The sequence below is a fragment of the Bradyrhizobium erythrophlei genome (assembly GCF_900129505.1).
GTDB lineage: Bacteria > Pseudomonadota > Alphaproteobacteria > Rhizobiales > Xanthobacteraceae > Bradyrhizobium > Bradyrhizobium erythrophlei_D.
In genome coordinates, this window is record NZ_LT670818.1 from 6,598,747 (window position 1) to 6,617,878 (window position 19,132).

Annotated in this window: 13 protein-coding genes, 1 tRNA gene and 1 pseudogene; 12 read left to right on the top strand and 3 right to left on the bottom strand. The window is 61.0% G+C overall.

Features of this window, described 5'->3' with window-relative positions; translation table 11 throughout:
* Positions 1–217 precede the first annotated feature (217 nt).
* From B5525_RS30690 to B5525_RS45565, 4 genes are all read left to right on the top strand, one after another.
* Positions 218–1,306 carry a cupin domain-containing protein gene (locus tag B5525_RS30690; RefSeq protein ID WP_079569353.1) on the top strand — a complete coding sequence of 363 codons (1,089 nt, stop codon included), beginning with the start codon at positions 218–220 and terminating at the stop codon, positions 1,304–1,306.
* A gap of 270 nt (positions 1,307–1,576) precedes the next feature.
* Positions 1,577–2,767, top strand: a complete 1,191-nt coding sequence (locus tag B5525_RS30695) for a cupin domain-containing protein (protein WP_244567644.1) — start codon at positions 1,577–1,579, stop codon at positions 2,765–2,767.
* 602 nt (positions 2,768–3,369) lie between these two features.
* Positions 3,370–3,573 (top strand): cold-shock protein, encoded by a 204-nt coding sequence (locus B5525_RS30700; RefSeq protein WP_079569354.1) that lies wholly within the window; start codon positions 3,370–3,372, stop codon positions 3,571–3,573.
* A 136-nt stretch (positions 3,574–3,709) separates the two neighbouring features.
* Complete coding sequence (locus B5525_RS45565; protein ID WP_172900004.1) at positions 3,710–3,850, top strand: hypothetical protein; 141 nt, start codon at positions 3,710–3,712, stop codon at positions 3,848–3,850.
* Between the two features lie 195 nt (positions 3,851–4,045).
* Here the strand turns inward: B5525_RS45565 and B5525_RS30705 are convergent.
* Positions 4,046–5,116: pseudogene (locus tag B5525_RS30705) on the bottom strand (IS630 family transposase).
* 132 nt (positions 5,117–5,248) lie between these two features.
* On the opposite strand from B5525_RS30705, the gene B5525_RS44680 reads away from it, so the two are divergent.
* From B5525_RS44680 to B5525_RS30715, 4 genes are all read left to right on the top strand, one after another.
* Positions 5,249–5,443 (top strand): hypothetical protein, encoded by a 195-nt coding sequence (locus tag B5525_RS44680; RefSeq protein WP_154073546.1) that lies wholly within the window; start codon positions 5,249–5,251, stop codon positions 5,441–5,443.
* Positions 5,444–5,634: 191 nt separating this feature from the next.
* A complete protein-coding gene (locus tag B5525_RS30710) occupies positions 5,635–6,078 on the top strand; it encodes a hypothetical protein (RefSeq protein WP_079569356.1) in 444 nt (147 codons plus the stop codon).
* 7 nt (positions 6,079–6,085) lie between these two features.
* Positions 6,086–7,000: a hypothetical protein gene (locus tag B5525_RS44685; protein ID WP_154073547.1), complete on the top strand. Its 915-nt coding sequence runs from the start codon at positions 6,086–6,088 to the stop codon at positions 6,998–7,000.
* A gap of 981 nt (positions 7,001–7,981) precedes the next feature.
* Positions 7,982–9,895 (top strand): PAS domain-containing sensor histidine kinase, encoded by a 1,914-nt coding sequence (locus B5525_RS30715; protein WP_079569357.1) that lies wholly within the window; start codon positions 7,982–7,984, stop codon positions 9,893–9,895.
* A gap of 289 nt (positions 9,896–10,184) precedes the next feature.
* Here the strand turns inward: B5525_RS30715 and B5525_RS30720 are convergent.
* Positions 10,185–11,323 (bottom strand): IS630 family transposase gene (locus B5525_RS30720; protein WP_244568098.1). Its coding sequence is split into 2 segments (ribosomal slippage): positions 10,185–10,855 and positions 10,855–11,323, totalling 1,140 coding nucleotides; the frame shifts between segments, so codons are not numbered across the junction.
* A gap of 297 nt (positions 11,324–11,620) precedes the next feature.
* Here B5525_RS30720 and B5525_RS30725 point away from each other — a divergent pair.
* The 3 genes from B5525_RS30725 (at position 11,621) to B5525_RS30735 (ending at position 13,502) form a co-directional block, all read left to right on the top strand.
* The gene (locus B5525_RS30725; RefSeq protein WP_154073548.1) at positions 11,621–12,226 is read left to right on the top strand and encodes a hypothetical protein; all 606 of its coding nucleotides are present in this window, start codon (positions 11,621–11,623) and stop codon (positions 12,224–12,226) included.
* The gene (locus tag B5525_RS30730) at positions 12,226–12,408 is read left to right on the top strand and encodes a hypothetical protein (protein ID WP_079569360.1); all 183 of its coding nucleotides are present in this window, start codon (positions 12,226–12,228) and stop codon (positions 12,406–12,408) included. The genes B5525_RS30725 and B5525_RS30730 overlap by 1 nt, the downstream gene beginning before the upstream one ends.
* Before the next feature lie 347 nt (positions 12,409–12,755).
* On the top strand, positions 12,756–13,502 hold the full coding sequence (locus B5525_RS30735; protein WP_172900005.1) for a tyrosine-type recombinase/integrase: 747 nt from the start codon (positions 12,756–12,758) through the stop codon (positions 13,500–13,502).
* Between the two features lies 1 nt (position 13,503).
* Here the strand turns inward: B5525_RS30735 and B5525_RS30740 are convergent.
* A tRNA-Arg gene (locus tag B5525_RS30740) sits at positions 13,504–13,580 on the bottom strand.
* A gap of 280 nt (positions 13,581–13,860) precedes the next feature.
* Between B5525_RS30740 and B5525_RS30745 the strand changes: the two genes are divergently transcribed.
* Positions 13,861–19,065 carry an alpha-2-macroglobulin family protein gene (locus B5525_RS30745; protein WP_079569363.1) on the top strand — a complete coding sequence of 1,735 codons (5,205 nt, stop codon included), beginning with the start codon at positions 13,861–13,863 and terminating at the stop codon, positions 19,063–19,065.
* Positions 19,066–19,132: the final 67 nt, after the last annotated feature.

Genomic DNA, 19,132 nt, shown 5'->3' on the forward strand with positions numbered 1-19,132 from the left:
CATCGAATGCGTCGGGGCCGCTGCAGTATGCACCGTGATGCAGCCGTCGCGGTGCAGCCGTGAACGGGATAACCCAGGGCCAGCAAGGGCGCCGCGGATGAATGTTTTCTTCATCGCGTATTTGTGATCGTTGTGCTTCTGAACTGCCAGGCACGCGCATTACATTCTCCTCATTCATTCGATGCTTTGAGAAATCGGTGCGAACGGGGAATTGGCGATGCTTTCGCGGCGCAAAACCTATGCCGGCCGGATCAAACATCCAGACGACGCGACTGAGCCGGCTACTCTCGACCCGCTCAGTGCGATTGCTCCCCTGTTCCGGGCGCGCCCGGAAATTCAGGATGTGTGCCGATTTGCCTTGCAATGGGAGGTCGTGCACGAAGCGGAGCCGGCGGGCTTTGCTCAATTTCACATCGTGACCAATGGAAATTGCCTGCTGGAGCGGTATTCCGGGGAAACGTTCAAGCTGGAAGCCGGCAGCATCCTACTGCTCCCGCAGGGCGACTCCCACGTCGTGCGATCGGCGAGCCGTGGCGGAAGCACCGGAGCGCCGATCAGAACCGAATACAACAACGCGATCAGGATCAAGACCAACACCCGCGGCGCGAGCGACACCGAGCTGATCTGCGGCCGGCTGCGGTTGGATGGGGCCATGTATAGCCTCGTCACTGCCGCATTGCCAAAGGCGATCGTGCTCAGCATCGGCAGGGGGGAGCTGTTCGACCGGATGCGGATGCTGGTGCAGGCGATCGATGAGGAACTGCAGGCCGCGCGTCCGGGCGCAGCGACGATTGCCACCGAGCTCGCCACCGCTCTCTTCGTGATGATGCTTCGCCTGCATTTCGAACAGTCCGCGTCGTCGAGCGGCATATTACGGCTGCTCGCATCGTCGTCTTCGGCCAGAGCCGTCACCGCCATGTTGAGAGCTCCCGCGCATCCCTGGACGCTGGACGAGCTTGCGGCCGAAGCGCATGTTTCGCGCGCGACCCTGGTTCGGATCTTCCGCAGGGAGGGGGATATTCCGCCGCTCGGCTTGCTGAGCCAGTTGCGGCTTGGTCTGGCACGCCATCGCCTCGGCTCGACAACTGAAACCCTGGCGCAGGTGGCGGCAGCCGTCGGCTACGACAACGAGAGCGCATTCGCGCGCGCGTTTCGGAAACGTTACGGGATTTCGCCCGGTGGACTGCGCGCCCGTCATGAGGGGCGATCTCGCGAAGAAAACTCACCCGATTCCATAATCGGCGGCGTGACGCTCGGCTTGTCGTCGGCTGCGCGTGCGCAGCAGGCTGACATCGAAGCGTCATAGCTGCTGCAACTGCGGCCGCACGCACAGCAGCGGTGCCGGACCGCTCAAAGTATCGACCGACCGCACAGGGATCACGCTACCCGCTCCACATTGATCCGCTGAGCCGCTCGAATGAGCCGTTCGGACATGGGACGCCTCCTATAACGAGGCCATCTGCGAGGCATAGACGTCGGGTCAAAGGAATATCTGAAGATCAATCCGAATGGTCGGATTCCGACCCTGGTTGATGATGATCTCGATGTCAGCCGCCCAAACCAAAGGAGAGAAGTCATGGATTCCATTTCACGCCGCCAGATGCTGGCAGTGACCGCTGCCGGAGGCCTCCTGGCGACAACCACAATTGTGAATGCGCAAACCGGGCCGTTCCAGTCCAAGCTGGGGGACGGGGGAGTTGCGCGAGCAGCGACGGAGCTGCCTCCCGGTGAGAAAGTCGCCTACCACAATCCCAAAGACGTGGCAGACATGCCCGACTTTCACTTCTCGCTCGATGCCAGTCGCCCGAAGGTAACGTCGGGCGGCTGGGCGAAGGAAGCTACCGTCCACCAGTTCCCCATCAGCAAGGGGATGGCGGGCGTCCACATGTTCCTCGATCCGGGCGCCGCACGCGAGCTGCACTGGCACGCCATCGCAGCCGAATGGGCCTATGTCATCGATGGCCGCTGCCAGACGGTGGTTCTCGACCCGTCAGGGGCGAGCGAAATCAACAACTACGGGCCGGGCGATCTATGGTTCTTCCCCAAGGGCCACGGTCACGCGATCCAGACCATCGGCGACAAGCCCTGCCACTTCGTCCTCTCCTTCGACAACGGCGGCTTTTCCGAGCACAGCACCTTCTCGATCACGGACTGGATCGACGTGACGCCCAAGGACATGCTGGCGCTCAACTTCGGCGTGCCGAAGGACGTCTTCGACGCCTTCCCGAAGGGCGAGGTCTACATCCAGGCGGGCCCGGTGCTGCCGGCGTCGGAAGCCCTCGACGCACCCTGGCCCAAGGAGTCGACGCACAAATTCAGCCTGCTGCACGACAACCGGGCCGTGCGCGACTTCGAGGGCGGCACGTTCCGCCTCGCGACGGTCGACGAGTGGCCCATCTCCAAGAGCATGTCAGGCGGCGTGATGACCATCAAGCCGGGCGCCATGCGAAACCTGCATTGGAACGTGAACGCGAACGAGTGGCACTACTATCTGCGCGGCAAGGGGCAAGTGGCGCTCTTCGGCTCGGGTGGGCGCGGAAAGGTGGCCGAGTTCAAGCCGGGCGACGTCGCCTATATTCCGCAAGGCTTCGGGCACGCGATCAAGAACGTCGGCGATGAAGATCTTGAGATCGTGCAGACTTGGGACAACGGCAAGTTCGAAGAGACCGACCTCGACAAGTGGGTGAAGTCCAGCCCGCGTTACCTGTTGGCCAACAACTTTGCCGAGGTACCCGAAACAACGATTACCAGGCTTAAGCTGGCATAAGTGGCGCCGGCATGCTGTCCTGAAATGGTGGGGCCGGCGCGTAGCCGGCCTCGGATTGGCAGCCCGAACAGCCGTTTGCAGTCTCAATTGAAATCACCGATCTGATTCGGTACAAGAGACAGTGAGGCAACGGTCCCTCCAAAAGGGCAGGGTGCTATTCGATTTCTTTTACCGGACTTCGCAAAAAGGTGGGCCTGGGTCTCGTGGACCGTAGTTTTGGACTGTAGCTTTTCAGAAACCGATCAAAAAAAACAAATACAATCAATTCAGTGTGGAGGAGATGATCTCCGCCAAGCACCCGTCGCGGGACTATTGCGGTCGCTTGAGGACCAAGGCTCTTCTTGCGGGCCGATGCGCGAATTGGCGGCGGCAGCAGTACAAGCGATACGGGTCAGCAAGCCGCGCTGGAAACCAGTGCAGCTGTCGCAACATCGTCCCGACGCAACGCCTTCCTGAGAAACAGACGGTAGCCAGCCGTTAACTTTCTAGGCAGACAGCCGTCGCTGTATCGCAACAGCGACGGCTTTTTGCCACCGAGTCGCCACCAGTTTGTCTGACGAATCACGTTCGTTTGATCAGTTTCTTTTGGAGGAGATACTGAAGTGGCGACAGGTATTGTGAAGTGGTTCAACGCGACCAAGGGCTATGGATTTATTCAACCCGATAACGGCGGCAAGGATGTCTTCGTGCACATTTCGGCCGTGGAAAGAGCCGGCCTGAGCAGCCTTAACGAGGGTGCCAAGGTGAGCTTCGAAGAAACGGAAAACCGGGGCAAAACGTCCGCGGAAAATCTAAGAGTCGGCTAAAGGCGCTGATGTGCATTGAGCCTGCCGGTTCGCGCCGGCGGGTTTTAAACGTCCCAGCAATGAAACATCCGTTTTTCGCCGGTTTCTTTGGCCGATCCTGCCTCATTGCGCCGCTAAAAGCGGCACCATGAGAATCTTGATCGTCGTTTTTGTTTTGGCGTTGATCTCGATCGCCTTCGAAGTCTATTCGGATGCGGCAATGACGAGCGCGGAAATCTCTCGCGCGGCTCCCGATCCTGCCACTACGGCCATCGTCCACGGGCTCAAACGAGGTTGAGCTCATGGGTTCGCGAGCGGCCTAAAACAGCCCCACGGAAGGCGGGGCGAGTCCGCCAGCGGGAAGGCGCCGATCGGCCGGCCCCATGGCGGCCCGCAAAAGCCGGACTCGCCAGCGACTCTCTCAAGCCCGGCGAACAGCCTTCGCAAGTTCTGGTAGTGCGTCAGGTTGATTGTGGCAGACTTATACCAGCCTTCAGAAGGGCTGACCGATGATGGCCCAGTCGCGGGCCGCGATCGAGGTGATGCGCCCGGTTTCGGCGAGAAGTTTTCGCCAGGCGTCTTGGCAGGCGTCGAGGATATCGGTGTAGGACGCGAACACACGGTTGGCGAGATAGGTCCTGTCGCAGATACTGCCAGATGTTCTCGGCTGCGTTGAGCTCCGGACAGGCGGGTGGCAGCGGCACGAGGGTGACATTGGCAGGTGGCTTTAGTTTGCGCGTCGTGTGCCATCCGGCCTTGTCGAGGATCAGCAGCGCATGCGCGCCGGGCGCGACGGCCTTGCCGATGGCGTCGAGATGCGCCTGCATGGCCTCGGTGTCGGCTTGCGGCATGATGAGGGCGACGCCGGTGTCGCGGCTCGCACAGACGGCGCCGAACACATAGGCGTTCTCGTAGCGCTGATCCTTGGGCTGCCGCGGCCGTGATCCCTTCTTGGCCCATTGGTAGACGAGGCTGTTCTTCTGGCCGACCCGCATCTCGTCCTGGAACCAGACCTCAATCGGCGTTTCCGGGGCGAGTTTGGTCACGATCGCCGCGACCTGCGTAGGAAAGTTTTTTTAAATGCCGCGATCGTCTCCGGATCCTGCACGGGATGGCGCGGCCGGGCGCTGATGTGCGAGAAGCCGAGCTTCTTGAGCGCGCGCCCCAGGCTCACCTCCGACAGATCGACACCGAAACGCTGTCCGAGAACACGCTTCAGGTCGACGCAGCGCCAGCGTACGACCCCATCCTTCTCCGGGTCGGGGCCGGTCTCGACGAGCTGCTTCAATGCATCTTTCTGCTCGTCGGAGAGCTTCGACGGCCGCCCGGTCGGCTTGATGTCGATCAGACCGTCAGGCCCGTACTGGTTGAAGCGGTGCGCCCAGTCCCGCAGCGTCTGCCGGTCCATGCCGCCGATCCGGGCCGCCTCGGTGCGGTTCATCCCGTCGCAAATCGCCGCCAGCGCCAGCAGCCGTCGCGCCTGCGCGGCATCCTTCACCTTCGCCGCGAGCCGACGCAGCTCATCCGCCTCGAAATCCTCCCGTAGACCGACCGCCGCGCCCATCGCCGACCTCCCGAATCAATCCAGTCGGTCATAAATGAATCACGCCGGCGCCAGCTTTTCAAAAAAGAGTCAGACCTTCCGAAGGCTGGTATTACTGACTGGAAAACGTGCGAGCCAGGCGCATATTGGGGCATGGATCAAATTCTGCCCCCAGAGCTAAATGATTTGGAATTTGAGGCCCTGCGGCAGCTGGCGGCGCATCCGACCACCCATCACATTCCGTCCTGCATTCAATCCCGACTCAAGGATATCGGCTACGCGAACGAAGTCTTAGGTGGCATCGTCCTGACTAAGGACGGCCTACAGCGGATTTCGGAAGGCAAATGAACAAGTACCCCCCAATCCCACACGCACCAGCGGCCTTCTTTGAAATCGTGCAAGTATACTCAAACCTTGGACGTTAGCGCGAGGTTCATTGACCGGCCCCCGCGGCGTGCACAGGCGTTATCCCGATCTCAACCCTTGCAGCCAAACCCCTGACGTTGAATAATGGCTGAACAACAATCGAGGAGCGAGCTATGCGCTTACTGCCTTTCGGAGCCGCAGCACTACTAGCCATTTCGCCGGCGATGGCGTTCGACTGCTCTCCCCTGAAACCGCAACCGGCCAAAGATACCGCCCAGACTTTCACAGGGAAGTTAGACGCGTCCGTAGACGGCCTTTTCGCGAAGCTCGCGTCAGTTGGCACGAAGGTGGAAGGTACTTACAGCGAGATAGAGAAGAATGTACTCATGCAATTTCCCGGTGCGAACAAGCTTTACATGTGGGAGCGCGTGTTATTCCTGCAGTGTGGGCTGCTAAACGAAGCCAAGGACATGTCGAGCAAAGAGAAGCTACAGCAAGTGGGCGAACTTTATCAGAAATTCGACAGCCCGCCTCCCGCAAGCCAATCGCTGACGAACACAGGGAACAATAGCCAAATTAACCAGGGCATTGGTAATTCAATTACCACCACGAAATGATCAATCGATGCCCATGCACATCACCAACCGCCGCCTTCGCGTTATCTGGCGGATGCTTGCACTGGTAGGTTTTTCGGTCTGCGCGTGCGCGATAACGGCGCTGTGTCAGACGATAAACAACACTGGGTTCTGCAATATCATAAATCAAGGAAGCAACAACAAGGGTATCTACATACAGTATTGCAATGCATCTGGCGTGCCAAAAGTTGATTTGCTTGATCCTCCTCTCCTCTGGCTTGGTATGGATATTCCCACGCTCATGTCTTTTGTGGGAGCGAGAAACCCGACGGTGCTCAAAGATGGAGGTCTCACAACAATCGTAGCTAACGGAACGCTATTTGGTCTTTCAGGAAATACCAAGTACGGGTTTGATGCACAGGGCAAGCTGGCGTCGATGTCCGTTGAAAACCAATGCACTGAGACCCGCGACGACTATCTCCTCAAGACGCAACCACCGGATCTGCATCCAAGTTGGCTGGAGTGGAGAAATAGCCCGGACTACCGTCTTTCATACGAGAAGACGACGCAATGCTCTCAGATTTTCGAAGTCTCCAAGACCCTAGTGAAATTGTTTGGCTCCCCTGCAGAGGACAAAACGATTTCCCACGTCGGTCGCGTGCCCTCGACAAGTGAAATTTGCGCGGGAATTACGAGTGCGCCTCAGCAGCCTTGCAGCAACACGGGGGCGCTTCGCTCAACCTACATACAAAACTTCATAGGCCCCGATCGTCTCACAGGGATAGGTGTCGTGACGCGTGAGCTAATGATGCACGGTGAAGTGCAAAAAGGAAGTTACTATCCGCGTGTTTGGCGGCGGGAAATCGTTGGTGTCGTATCAGTCTGGGGGCCCGCGGGGCGACCCGAGCCGACCCCAAGTGTATACGGCGCTTTTCGCTTTTATCTTGGTGCAGAGCTTCCCTGATCTTGGAATCCGGCCAGGTTCGTGCCATTCGGCTATCGTGAGCAAGGGCGACGGCTGCGGCAAACCCAAGAAATACGGCGTCTTTACAAGGGTCTTCGATTTCGACAAATGGATCGAGACGCACGCCAAATGAACGGGCTAAGACGTACCCAACTGCCGAATCGATCTGGAAGCTCGAGGTCGCGCTGAAATGCCGGTCGTGCCGCAAAGGCCGCTTCGCGCCGCCGGAGCGCGGCAACGATACCGCCGCGCCGCCGAGGTCGTGATCAGATCACGGTGGATGTCGCGGTGAGAGCTATTTTTGTCCCGATCAAAGACGCTCTTTTCGCGGTTCCGTGAGATGGACTTAATTCCATCCCATAGAGTAAATTCAACACTGTTTGGCTGAGGGGGTGCATAAAGTTGTGCCCGCGAAAAACGGGGTTTAGCCGCCTGGAGCGCGGGCTTGAAAACCCTTCGGTTGCAGTCCTTGAAAAGCTCGCAAGAGCGCTGAAGGCATCCATTCCGGATCTGTTCGTCGCGCCCGCAAAGGGGAAGCGCCACCGCGGCCGCTCAAAGCTGGCCGTCGCCCGAGGAAGTGACCGCAGCGTCAACTCCTGCCTCAGCGCCTAGGGAGAAACGCAGGCGCCGATGACTTCCGATCTTCCCCCATAAGCAGACCTTTTCAGATCCGATGGGCATGTCTCAAATGTGCCAAAGCACGAAATCGCTGCGCGATAGCCCGCTGCGCGGGTAGCCCAACCGCGAGTGCGGTAACCGGAGGCAAGATCGTCAAAACACGTTGAGGCGGTGCGGCCTGTCTGCGAGCATGGTGGTCGCGGATAGAACGGTCCGCAATTCCGCGCCCGAGATGCGGAAGGCTACTTCTGCATCGTCAAGAATTTGAATGACGGACACCGTGCAATCGGAAAAGCGGAGATCATCTTGACGAGTATATTTATTTTTACTTGCGGCCGGGGCAGCGCGACTGGATTGCTGGCTATGAACGAACCGCGTCGCAGCTTAGACGACGAACCATTGCGCAAGGGCGAGGAGCGTTGGCGCCGCTTGGTCGAGGCGTTGCCGCAACTTGTCTGGTCTGCTACGCCGGACGGCGCGTGCGACTATTTTAGCGCGCAATGGACGCAGTACACCGGGGTCGCCGAGAGTGAGTTGCTCGGTTGGCGCTGGATGGACGTTCTCCATCCCGATGATCGGCATAGTACGCGGCGAGTTTGGACGGATTCGGTCGCGGAGCGACACGCCTATGATGTGGAATACCGCGTTCGGCGGCGCGACGGAGTTTACCGCTGGTTCAAGACGCGCGGCGTGCCGATCCGTGACAGCAAGGGTGGCATTGTCAATTGGTTCGGGTCCTGCACGGATATCACCGACGCAAAGCACACCGAGGAAGCGCTATGCCATGCCAGGCTTGAGCTCGAAAAAAAGGTGGCCGAACGGACCACCGAATTACGCCGGAACGAAATCTATTTAGCTGAAGCGCAGAGGCTGACCCGAACGGGCAGTTGGGCATTGAATGTCGCTTCGAGAGAATTCGTCTATCTATCGGATCAATATTATCAGATTTACGGCCTCGATCCGGATAAGGGGATGCCGTCACTCCAAGCAATTCGCCAGCGCCTCCATCCCGAGGATCGGGCTCACGCGGATGCAATTCGTGAGAAAGCACTCTCTGAAGGAAAATCTTACGAACTGGACTACCGAATTGTTCGTCCGGATGGCATCGTCAAGTTTATTCACTCGGTGGCGCGCCCAGTCTTTAATGCATCCTCCAACAGTCCTGTTGAATATGTCGGCACTGTGATGGATGTTACGAAGCGCAAGCAGGCCGAGGAGGCGCTTCGAGAGAGCGAACAGCGATTCCGCGATTTTACCGAGTCGGCTTCCGATTGGTACTGGGAGACCGGGCCGGACCACCGTTTCATCAGTGTATCCGACCAGCTCAACCCCCTTGGGATGCCGACCCGCCGGATAGGCACGAAGCGAGGGGATTTGGCTAGCGATCTCGAGGAGGAGCCAGAAAAGTGGCGCCGTCACATGGCTGATCTCGATGCGCACAAGCCATTTCGCGATTTCAGGTACAAAGCCACCAACTGGGACGGTTCCGAAGTCTACATCGCGACGAGCGGCAAGCCGCTATTTGATCCGCAAGGACGTTTTCTCGGTTACCGGGGCGTGGGCAGCGACTTAACCGCGGCGGTGCGCGCGGGGCAGCTAGAGGAAGCTCTGCAGGAGGCGAAGGTTGTAGGCGACAATATCGCGCATGACCTGCGCACGCCGCTCACCCGCGTGCGGATACGTCTCGAACGCGGCCGCGAGCACGCCTCAACGCTAGAGGAATCCCGCGCTGTTGCCGATCAGGCGATCGCTGGTCTCGACCAATTGTTGACCACGATCACGGCGCTGTTGCGCATTACGGAAATCGAGCATAGCCGACGGCGCGAAAGGTTTGGCGAGGTCCAACTCGCCCCTCTGATTCGCGATGTGGGCGATCTCTACGGTCCGATCGCCGAGGACAAGGGTGTCACCCTTTGGGCCGAAGCTCCCGATGGGGCGACGGTGCAGGGCGACCGCGATCTTCTGTTCGAGGCCGTTGTCAATCTGGTCGACAACGCAGTGAAGTTCACCCCCGAAGGCGGACGCGTGGAGCTCGTACTGCTTTGCAAGGAAGGCGAGACCGTCATCCGGGTGATTGACACCGGCCCCGGCATCCCCGAGATCGAACGAGAAGCGGTGACCCAGCGCTTTTATCGCTCAGACAAAAGTCGAAACACCAAAGGCCTGGGTCTGGGGCTGAGCATGGTCGCCGCGATCATCAAATTGCATGACTTCCGTTTTAGGATTTCGGCCGGCCCGGGTTGCACTGCGGAAATTGCCCGCCCAAACTTGGACTGAACGCTCGTGCGAGAGCGCAAGGTCCAATTCGATCATTTGCGCGTCGCATCGGGAGGATCGCTCCCACGACATCTGGCAATCGGTGCTGGCCGACGCACTTACGCCGCGCGCGTTTGCGACTTGGGTCGCTACCCGATACCAAACCGACACCTCGCGAATTCGCGAAGGCGCACGGTCCTCCACTCATCGTACTCCCAGGGCAGCCACGAGTCGCGTCCCGGCGTGCGGGGGGCAGTCTTTTCCCGATAGCCGACGGAGACGACATTCTCCTAGTAGTACCGCACAGTGATTATGATTCATTGGGCGAGGGCGTTTTAGAGCCTTCCGAGGGATAGGCACGGCCCATTTTGGCGCGGGCTTTCTCGGTTGTGAACATCCATTTGATGCGGGCGCGTGAAGCGTTGCGCTGCCGCTCCCAGGCGGCGATCTCGGATACGAGTTGTTGCCGGTTGTCGATGCGTCTGTCCAGACACTGACTGCGCAGCACGCCAATCTCGATCTCCACCATATTCAGCCAGCTGGCGTGCTTGGGGACGTAGTGGAACTCCAGCCGGCGCAAGATGCGTCGCGCCTCGGCCGGCGGGAAGGCTTGGTAAAGCGCGCCGACTGAGTGGGTCGATAGATTGTCCAACACGACCCGGATGCGCTCTGCCTTTGGGAAGTGAACATTGGCGAGTTCGCGCATGCAGGCGGCGAAGTCGACCGCAGCGCGGCTGTCAGTGACTTTGACCTTGCGCCAGGGCCGGTGCACGTCGAGGAAGATGAACAGGTTGACCGTGCCATTGCGCTTGTACTCACAATCGTAGCGCTCAAGTTGGCCCGGCGCGGCTGGGATCGGCTGGCGGACTTCGCCGATGAGCTGGGTTGGGCTCTCGTCGAAGCAGACCACCGGGCGCTTCGAATCGGGCTGTTCGGCATAAAGGTCGAGCACATCCTCCATGCGGGCGACGTACTCGCCGTCACCTGCGGAATGCACCACATGTCCTTGCGCCAGGGCTTGAGGTCGTTTTCAGCCAGGCGCCGGCGCACAGTCTCTCGGGAGATGTCGTCGTGCTCGGTGAGCCTGACCAACTCGCCCGCCAGGAGTTCCAGGGTCCAACGCGCCCGGCCTTTGGGTGGGCTCGAACAGGCCGTCGCAACCAGCAGGGCTTCCTCCTTCCCTGAGAGCTTGCGGGCCGCTCCGGGGCGCGGCTCCTCGCTCAGCGCCGCCTCCAGGTTGCCGAGCACGAAGCGGCGCTTGGTCCGGTAGATAGTCGAGCCGCTTGCGCCGACACCGGTGGCGATTGCTTCGTCGCTCGCGCCTGCATCGGCAGCCAGTAAAATCTGCGCTCGCTTGAGCTTGCGCGCGGCGTGCTTGCCGCCACTCAAAAGCGCTGTGAGTTCTGCCCGCTCGGTTTGGCTCAGTTCGACCCGATAGCGTACATTCATCCCTGCCTCCTCGCTCGTGTGAGGCTTGGACGAACAGCTGAATCGGATGGCCGGCGTGAGTCCCGCTGCAAAAAACTTCACGCCCAAGCAAGGGCAGTATCTGGCGTTTACCCGCCAGTACCGAACTCTTCCACACCGATCGGGAGCGGAGCTTAGCTCCCGGGCAGTTTGTGGCAGTGCAAGAGTAAGAGCATCGACCAGGCGACGCCGCCAAGGCTGCGTTAGAACCTTGACGGGGCAGGCGACCACGACCGCGGCCGGCCCTAGGAGCCCCCGGCGAGCTATTGGAAGGGTTGGATGGGCGCCCGGGACGGCCGCCCTGCAACAAGGGGGGATAAATGTCGTTTGACATTGACATTGGCGTGGGGCGACAGCACACAATGTCAGGTGACATTGGGGGCGAGCGTGGCTGAAGAAGAAGCAATCGGGTGGTTTTTCAATCACCTTTTTGAACCCTTGTTCAGTCACGCTGAAGTGCTGGCGCTTGTTGACGAGCTGACTCACGATACGTTGCAAAATTGGGCTAATCGAAAATACGTCACGCCAAAGCTAGTAAAAGGAAAACGCAGGTACAACGCGCTGGAAGTCGCGACCGTATCCTTGGCTCAACCACTTGTTTGGAACCTGGGTATGGACCCTTCGGCTGCGACACTGGCCGTGGTATCGGCAATGTTGTATTTCCACCGTAAATTGAAGGCCAAAGAAGTTTCGGCAACGCAAGTACGACACCAAATGCTTGCCTACACCAAGTCAGTGGCCGAAGCAGAAGTGTTCGACGCGCGAAGGATTCCCCCCGACTTTTTCGAAAAGTACGAGGCTTTTACCGTTCTGGCGGTAGGGCGATTGCTGAACGACCTTGCGCGGAAGCAAAGGGACTTCGTCGAAGCTCGGCGGGCAAATTGATGTCTCGCGGCTCGCAAACCTTCAAACAAGTCGACCTGACGAAGGCCCTTAAGGGCGCGGCAAACGCAGGTATAAAGGTGAGGCGCATCGAGATCGACAAGAAGACAGGGAACATCGTTCTCTATGCCGGCCAAGCCGACGACCCGCAGGCACCAAAAAACGAATGGGATGATGTGCGGTGAAACGGAAGAATCCGAAATTCACGCATGAATTTATCGACCACGACGGGAAGCCGCGGTTCTATCTGCGCGTGCCGGGCCGCAAGCGGGTCCCGCTACCAGGACTACCATGGTCGCCAGAGTTCATGGAGGCGCGTGAGAAGGCCCTCGCGGGCGATTGGAACGCTTCCCCGATTGGAGCCAACCGAACGAAAGCCGGCACCGTCAATGCCGCCATCATCAGCTATTACCAGTCGACGGCATTCACCGAAGGCTTGGCCGAGAGCACCAGAACATCGCGCCGAGCGATCCTAGAGCGGTTCCGCAACGAGCATGGCGACAAGCGGATTGCGCTCCTGCACAAGTCGGCCTTGCAGGCGATCCTGAACAAGAGGTCGGCGGCCGCCGCCAAGAACTGGAAGAAGGCCCTGCGCGGGTTTCTCGACCATTGCCTGTCGCTCGACATGATGGCCGCGGATCCTCTGGTCGGCATCAAGCTGACCAAGACAAAATCGAAGCCGCATAGGCGTTGGACGCCAGCGGATATCGAGCAATACGAGAGATCCTTCGCGCGTGGAACGAAGGCTCGGCTTGCTCTTGAATTGATCCTGTCGACGGGGCAGGCGCGATGCGACGTTGTCAGGATAGGCCGCCAGTTCATCCGAGACGAAACCCTTTCGATGAGCCGCCAAAAGACCGGCGTTCCGTTCGATATCCCAGTGTTGCCTTCCCTTCGCGCCGAACTCGATTTGCAGCCGCAAGGCGAGCGACACTTGACCTTCCTCGTGACAGAGCAGGGCAAGTCGTTCACGGCGGCGGGGTTCGGCAACTGGTTCGCCGACCGATGCAGGGAGGCCGGTGTTCCGGGTCGAGCGCATGGCCTGCGTTCGGCAGCGGCAACCCGTCTCGCCGATCATGGCGCGACAGCGCATCAGCTTATGTCGTGGTTCGGCTGGCGCACGCTGAGCGAGGCCGAACGCTACACCAAGGAAGCTGACCGAAAGCGACTCGCGAAAGAGGCGGGGAAGCTCATTGCAGGAACAAGAATTGGCAAACCAGAAACCGAATTTGCCAAAAACGACGATAAGTCATTGAAAGGAAAGACGGCAAAAACATGAGTGGCGATCCCAGCAGGATTCGAACCTGCAACCCACGGAGTAGAAATCCGTTACTCTATCCAGTTGAGCTATGGGACCGTCGCCGGGCTTATACCACTGCCAATATGAAAAATCCGCTGTCCCGCCAAGCCCGTTCCGAACCGTTTTCCCACGCCTTGCGACAAAGTCTCAACGGTGGACCGTCGGTCCGCCCCTACGCCATGCCGTCCGACGCCGTTGGGCGGCATAGCCCTCGGCGGCCCTCGACAAATGTTGCATGCGACCTTTTCGCCGGTTTTTTCACCCGCCATGAGTCCGTCACCTTTTGGCGCCCTTCTGTTCGATATGCGGCGTTTATCCGCTGCCCTAGGAGCTCCCCATGATTGGTTTGGTTCGCGCCGCAACACTTTGCGCAGCGCTGGTGCTTGGCCTGGTCTCGGCGCAAGCGGCGGATAAGGCCTTCAAGCGCGACGATCTGGCCGATTCCGCGATCAAGCTGGAAGCCCAGATCAAGAGCGAGGCGGGTCCGGTCGCCAAGACCACGGCGACCCTGAAGACCGACGCTGACGCAGCCTTCAGGCGCAGCGACTTTCGTTCGGGCCTGCAGATCCTCGGCCAGATCGCGGCGGTGGCGCCGGAGGACAGCGGCAACTGGCTGCGGCTGGCGCGGGTGATCTTCCAGATCGTGCCGAAGAACTCCAGCGAACAGACCTTCCTTTTCGAGCGCGCCTCGACCGCGGCCTATATCGCCTATCAGCGCGCCGGCAATGCCGGCGAGGAGGCCGACGCGCTCGCCGTGCTCGGCCGTTCGATGTCCGAGCGCAAGCTGTGGCGGCCGGCGCTCGATGCCTTGAGGCTCTCGCTCGACCTGCGCGAGGTCGCCGATGTCCGCGGCCAGTATGAAAAACTGCGCGACGAGCACGGCTTTCGGCTGCTGGATTACAGCGTCGATTCCGATTCCGCCTCGCCACGGGCCTGTTTCCAGTTCTCGGAAGAACTCGCAAAACGCACCGATTTCGCGCCGTATCTGGCGCTGGCCGGCAACGACAAGCCGGCGCTGACCTCGGAGGGCAAGCAGCTTTGCGTCGACGGGCTCACGCATGGCGAGCGCTACAACATCAATCTACGCGCGGGCCTGCCGTCGAGCGTCAAGGAAGGTCTGCCGAAATCGGCCGAATTCAACATCTATGTGCGCGACCGCAAGCCGTTCGTGCATTTCACCGGACGCGCCTATGTGCTGCCGCGCACCGGCCAGCGCGGCATTCCCGTGGTTAGTGTCAATACGCCTTCGGTGAAGGTCGACGTTTTCAGGATCGGCGACCGCAACCTGATCAACACCGTGATCGACAGCGATTTCCAGCGAGCGTTAAGCCGCTTTGAACTTTCCAGCCTCGGCGACGAGCGCGGCGTCAAGGTTTGGTCGGGGGAACTTGCGACCGCGACCACGCTGAACCAGGACGTCACCACCGCATTTCCGGTCGATCAGGCGCTGGGCGACCTGCAGCCGGGCGTCTATGTCATGACGGCGGCGCCCAAGAGCCCCGGCAGCGACGACGATGGTTCGCTGGCGACGCAATGGTTCATCGTGTCCGACCTCGGCGTCACCGCGTTTTCCGGCAACGACGGCATCCATGTCTTCGTCAATTCGCTGGCCTCGACGGACGTGGTCGCCAAGGCGGAGGTGCGGCTGGTCGCGCGCAATAACGAGATTCTGGCCACCCGCAAGACCGACGAGTCCGGCCATGTGCTGTTCGAGGCGGGACTGGCGCGCGGCGAGGGCGGCCTGTCGCCGGCCATGCTGACGGTGAGCGGTGAGAAGACCGACTACGCCTTCCTCAGCCTGAAGACCAACGCCTTCGACCTCTCGGACCGTGGCGTAGCGGGCCGGGAAGTGCCTGATGGCTCCGACGCCTTCGTCTATGCCGAGCGCGGCGTCTATCGCTCCAACGAGACGGTCTATCTGACAGCCCTGCTGCGCGACGGCCAGGGCAACGCCGTGACCGGCGGCCCGCTGACGTTGGTGATCGAGCGTCCCGACGGCGTCGAATTCCGCCGCGCCCTGTTGCCCGACCAGGGCGCGGGCGGCCGCAGCATGGCGTTGACCCTCAATTCGGCGGTTCCGGCCGGGACCTGGCGGGTTAAGGCGTTCACCGATCCCAAAGGCTCCGCGGTCGGGCAAACCACCTTCATGGTCGAGGATTATATTCCGGAGCGGCTGGAATTCGACTTGTCCGCCAAAGACAAGCTGATCAAAGCTGACGCTCCCGTGGAGCTTAAGGTCGACGGTCACTTCCTTTACGGCGCGCCCGCTACCGGGCTGCAGCTCGAAGGCGACATGCTGGTCGCGCCGGCTTCGGAACGGCCGGGATTTGCCGGCTACCAGTTCGGCGTCGCCGACGAGGAGACCACCAGCAACGAGCGTACCGCGATCGAAAGCCTGCCCGAGACCGACGACAAGGGTGTCGCGACCTTCCCGGTCAGCCTGGCAAAGCCGCCGACCTCGACCCGCCCGCAGGAAGCCCAGATCTTCGTCCGCATGGCGGAGGCCGGCGGCCGCGCGGTCGAGCGCAAGCTGGTGCTGCCGGTAGCGCCGGCGGCGGCCCTGATCGGCGTCAAGCCGCTGTTCGGCGACAAGAGCGTCGCCGAAGGCGACAAGGCCGGTTTCGACGTCGTGTTCGTGTCGCCCGAGGGCAAGCCTTTGGCGCGCGACGGCCTGCGCTATGAGCTGTTGAAGATCGAATCCCGCTATCAATGGTATCGCCAGAGCTCATCCTGGGAATACGAGCCGGTCAAAACGACCAGCCGCGTCGCCGATAGCGATCTGACCATCGCCGCCGACAAGCCGTCGCGGATTACGCTGTTGCCGCAGCCCGGCCGCTACCGCCTCGACGTCAAATCGACCGAGGCCGACGGACCGCTGACGTCGGTGCTGTTCGATGTCGGCTGGTACTCCGACGGCAGCGCCGATACGCCCGATCTCCTGGAAACCTCGATCGACAAGCCGGAATACCAGTCCGGCGACACCATGGTGGTGTCGGTCAATGCGCGCTCGGCCGGCAAGCTGACCGTCAACGTGCTGGGCGACCGGCTGCTGACGACGCAGACCATTGATGTCAAGGAAGGCACCGCGCAGGTCAAAATTCCCGTCGGCAAGGATTGGGGTACCGGCGCCTACGTGGTCACGACGCTGCGCCGCCCGCTCGATGTCGCGGCACAGCGGATGCCGAGCCGCGCCATCGGCCTGAAGTGGTTGAGCATCGACAAGAATAACCGCACGCTCCAGGTGAGCTTGTCGCCGCCGGCCTTGGTGCGTCCGAACTCCACGCTGAGGCTGCCGGTTAAGCTCGGCGGCCTCAACCCCGGTGAAGACGCCAAGATCGTCGTCGCGGCGGTCGATGTCGGCATTCTCAATCTGACCAATTACAAGCCGCCGGCGCCGGACGATTACTATCTCGGCCAGCGCCAGATGACCGCGGAAATCCGCGACCTCTATGGGCAATTGATCGACGGCATGCAGGGCACCCGCGGCCAGCTCAAGACCGGCGGCGATGCCGCCGGCGCCGAGCTGCAGGGCAGTCCGCCGACGCAAAAACCGCTGGCGCTCTACTCAGGGATCGTCACGGTGGCCGCCGACGGCACCGCTGAAATCAGTTTCGACGTTCCGGAATTCGCCGGCACCGCGCGCGTCATGGCCGTGGCGTGGACCGCGACCAAGCTCGGCCGCGCCACGACCGATGTCACCGTGCGCGATCCCGTGGTGCTGACGGCCACCTTGCCGCGCTTCCTGCTCAATGGCGACCACGGCACCATGAGTTTTGATCTCGACAATGTCGAAGGCGCACCCGGCGACTACACCATCAGTGTCAAGGCCTCGGGGCCGGTGAAGGTATCCGGCAATCCTGCCACGACGCTAAAACTCGCCGCCAGGCAGCGCAGCTCGATGTCGCTGGCGCTGGATGCCGGCGGCGCCGGCACCGCGAACTTCGATGTCGATATCGAGGGACCGAACGGGCTGGCGCTGGCTCGGCATTATGCGCTCGACGTCAAGCCGGCCACGCAGATCCTGGCGCGGCGCTCGATCCGGACCTTGGCGAAAGGCGAGAGCCTGACGCTGACGTCCGACATGTTCTCGGATCTGGTGTCGGGCACCGGCGGCGTCTCGCTGTCGGTCAGCCAGTCGACGGCACTGGACGCCGCGACCATTCTCAAGGCGCTGGATCGTTATCCCTATGGCTGTTCGGAACAGATTACGAGCCGCGCCATGCCGCTGCTTTACGTCAACGATCTGGCGGCCGGCGCCCATCTCGCAATGGATACCGAGGTCGATCAGCGCATCAAGGATGCCATCGACCGGCTGCTGGCACGGCAAGGCTCGAACGGTTCCTTCGGCCTGTGGTCGGCCGGTGGCGACGATGCCTGGCTCGACGCCTATGTGACGGACTTCCTGACCCGTGCCCGCGAAAAGGGTTTTGCGGTGCCCGATGTCTTGTTCAAGAGCGCGCTCGATCGCATCCGCAATTCCGTGGTGAACGCCAACGAGCCGGAAAAGGACGGCGGCCGCGATCTCGCTTACGGGCTCTATGTGCTCGCGCGAAACGGCGCGGCGCCGATCGGCGACCTGCGTTATCTCGCCGACACCAAGCTGAACAATCTGGCCACGTCCATTGCAAAATCGCAACTGGCGGCGGCGCTGGCGCTGGTCGGCGACAAAGCGAGGGCGGAGCGGGTCTACGCCGCGGCGCTGGACAGCCTCGCGCCAAAGCCGGTGCTGGAATTCGGCCGGGTCGATTACGGCAGCGCCCTGCGCGATGCGGCCGCGCTGGTGTCGCTGGCGAGCGAAGGCAACGCCCCGAAGGCGACGCTGACGCAGGCGGTGGCCCGTGTCGAAGTCGCCCGTGGGCTGACGCCCTACACCTCGACCCAGGAGAACGCCTGGCTGGTGCTGGCCTCGCGCGCGCTGGCCAAGGAGAGCATGAGCCTCGATCTCAGTGGCTCGGCCTTCAAGGCTGCGCTGTATCGCAGCTACAAGGCCGACGAGATGGCGGGCACGCCGATCAAGATCACCAATACCGGAGACGCACCGGTGCAGGTGGTGGTCTCGGTCAGCGGCGCGCCGGTCACGCCGGAGCCGGCGGCATCAAACGGCTTCAAGATCGAGCGCAATTACTTCACGCTCGACGGCAAACCGGTCGATATCGCAAAGGCCAGGCAGAACGACCGCTTCGCCGTGGTGCTGAAGATCACCGAAGCCAAGCCGGAATACGGACACATCATGGTGTCGGATTATCTCCCGGCGGGGCTGGAGATCGATAACCCGCATCTGGTATCATCAGCTGATACCGGCACGCTGGACTGGATCGAGGACGGCGAGGAGCCGGAGAATACCGAATTCCGCGACGACCGCTTCACGGCGGCCATCGACCGCGCCGCCGATGCCAAGGCGGTGTTCACGGTGGCCTATGTGGTGCGCGCGGTATCGGCCGGCAAATATGTGCTGCCGCAGGCTTATGTCGAGGACATGTACAACCCCTCGCGCTACGGCCGCAGCGGCACCGGATCGGTCGAGGTGCTTGCGGCGAAATGAGTACGACGCCAAACCAGCAATCTTCGCCATGCCCGGGCAAAAGCGCGAAGCGCGTCTTCGCGCAGAT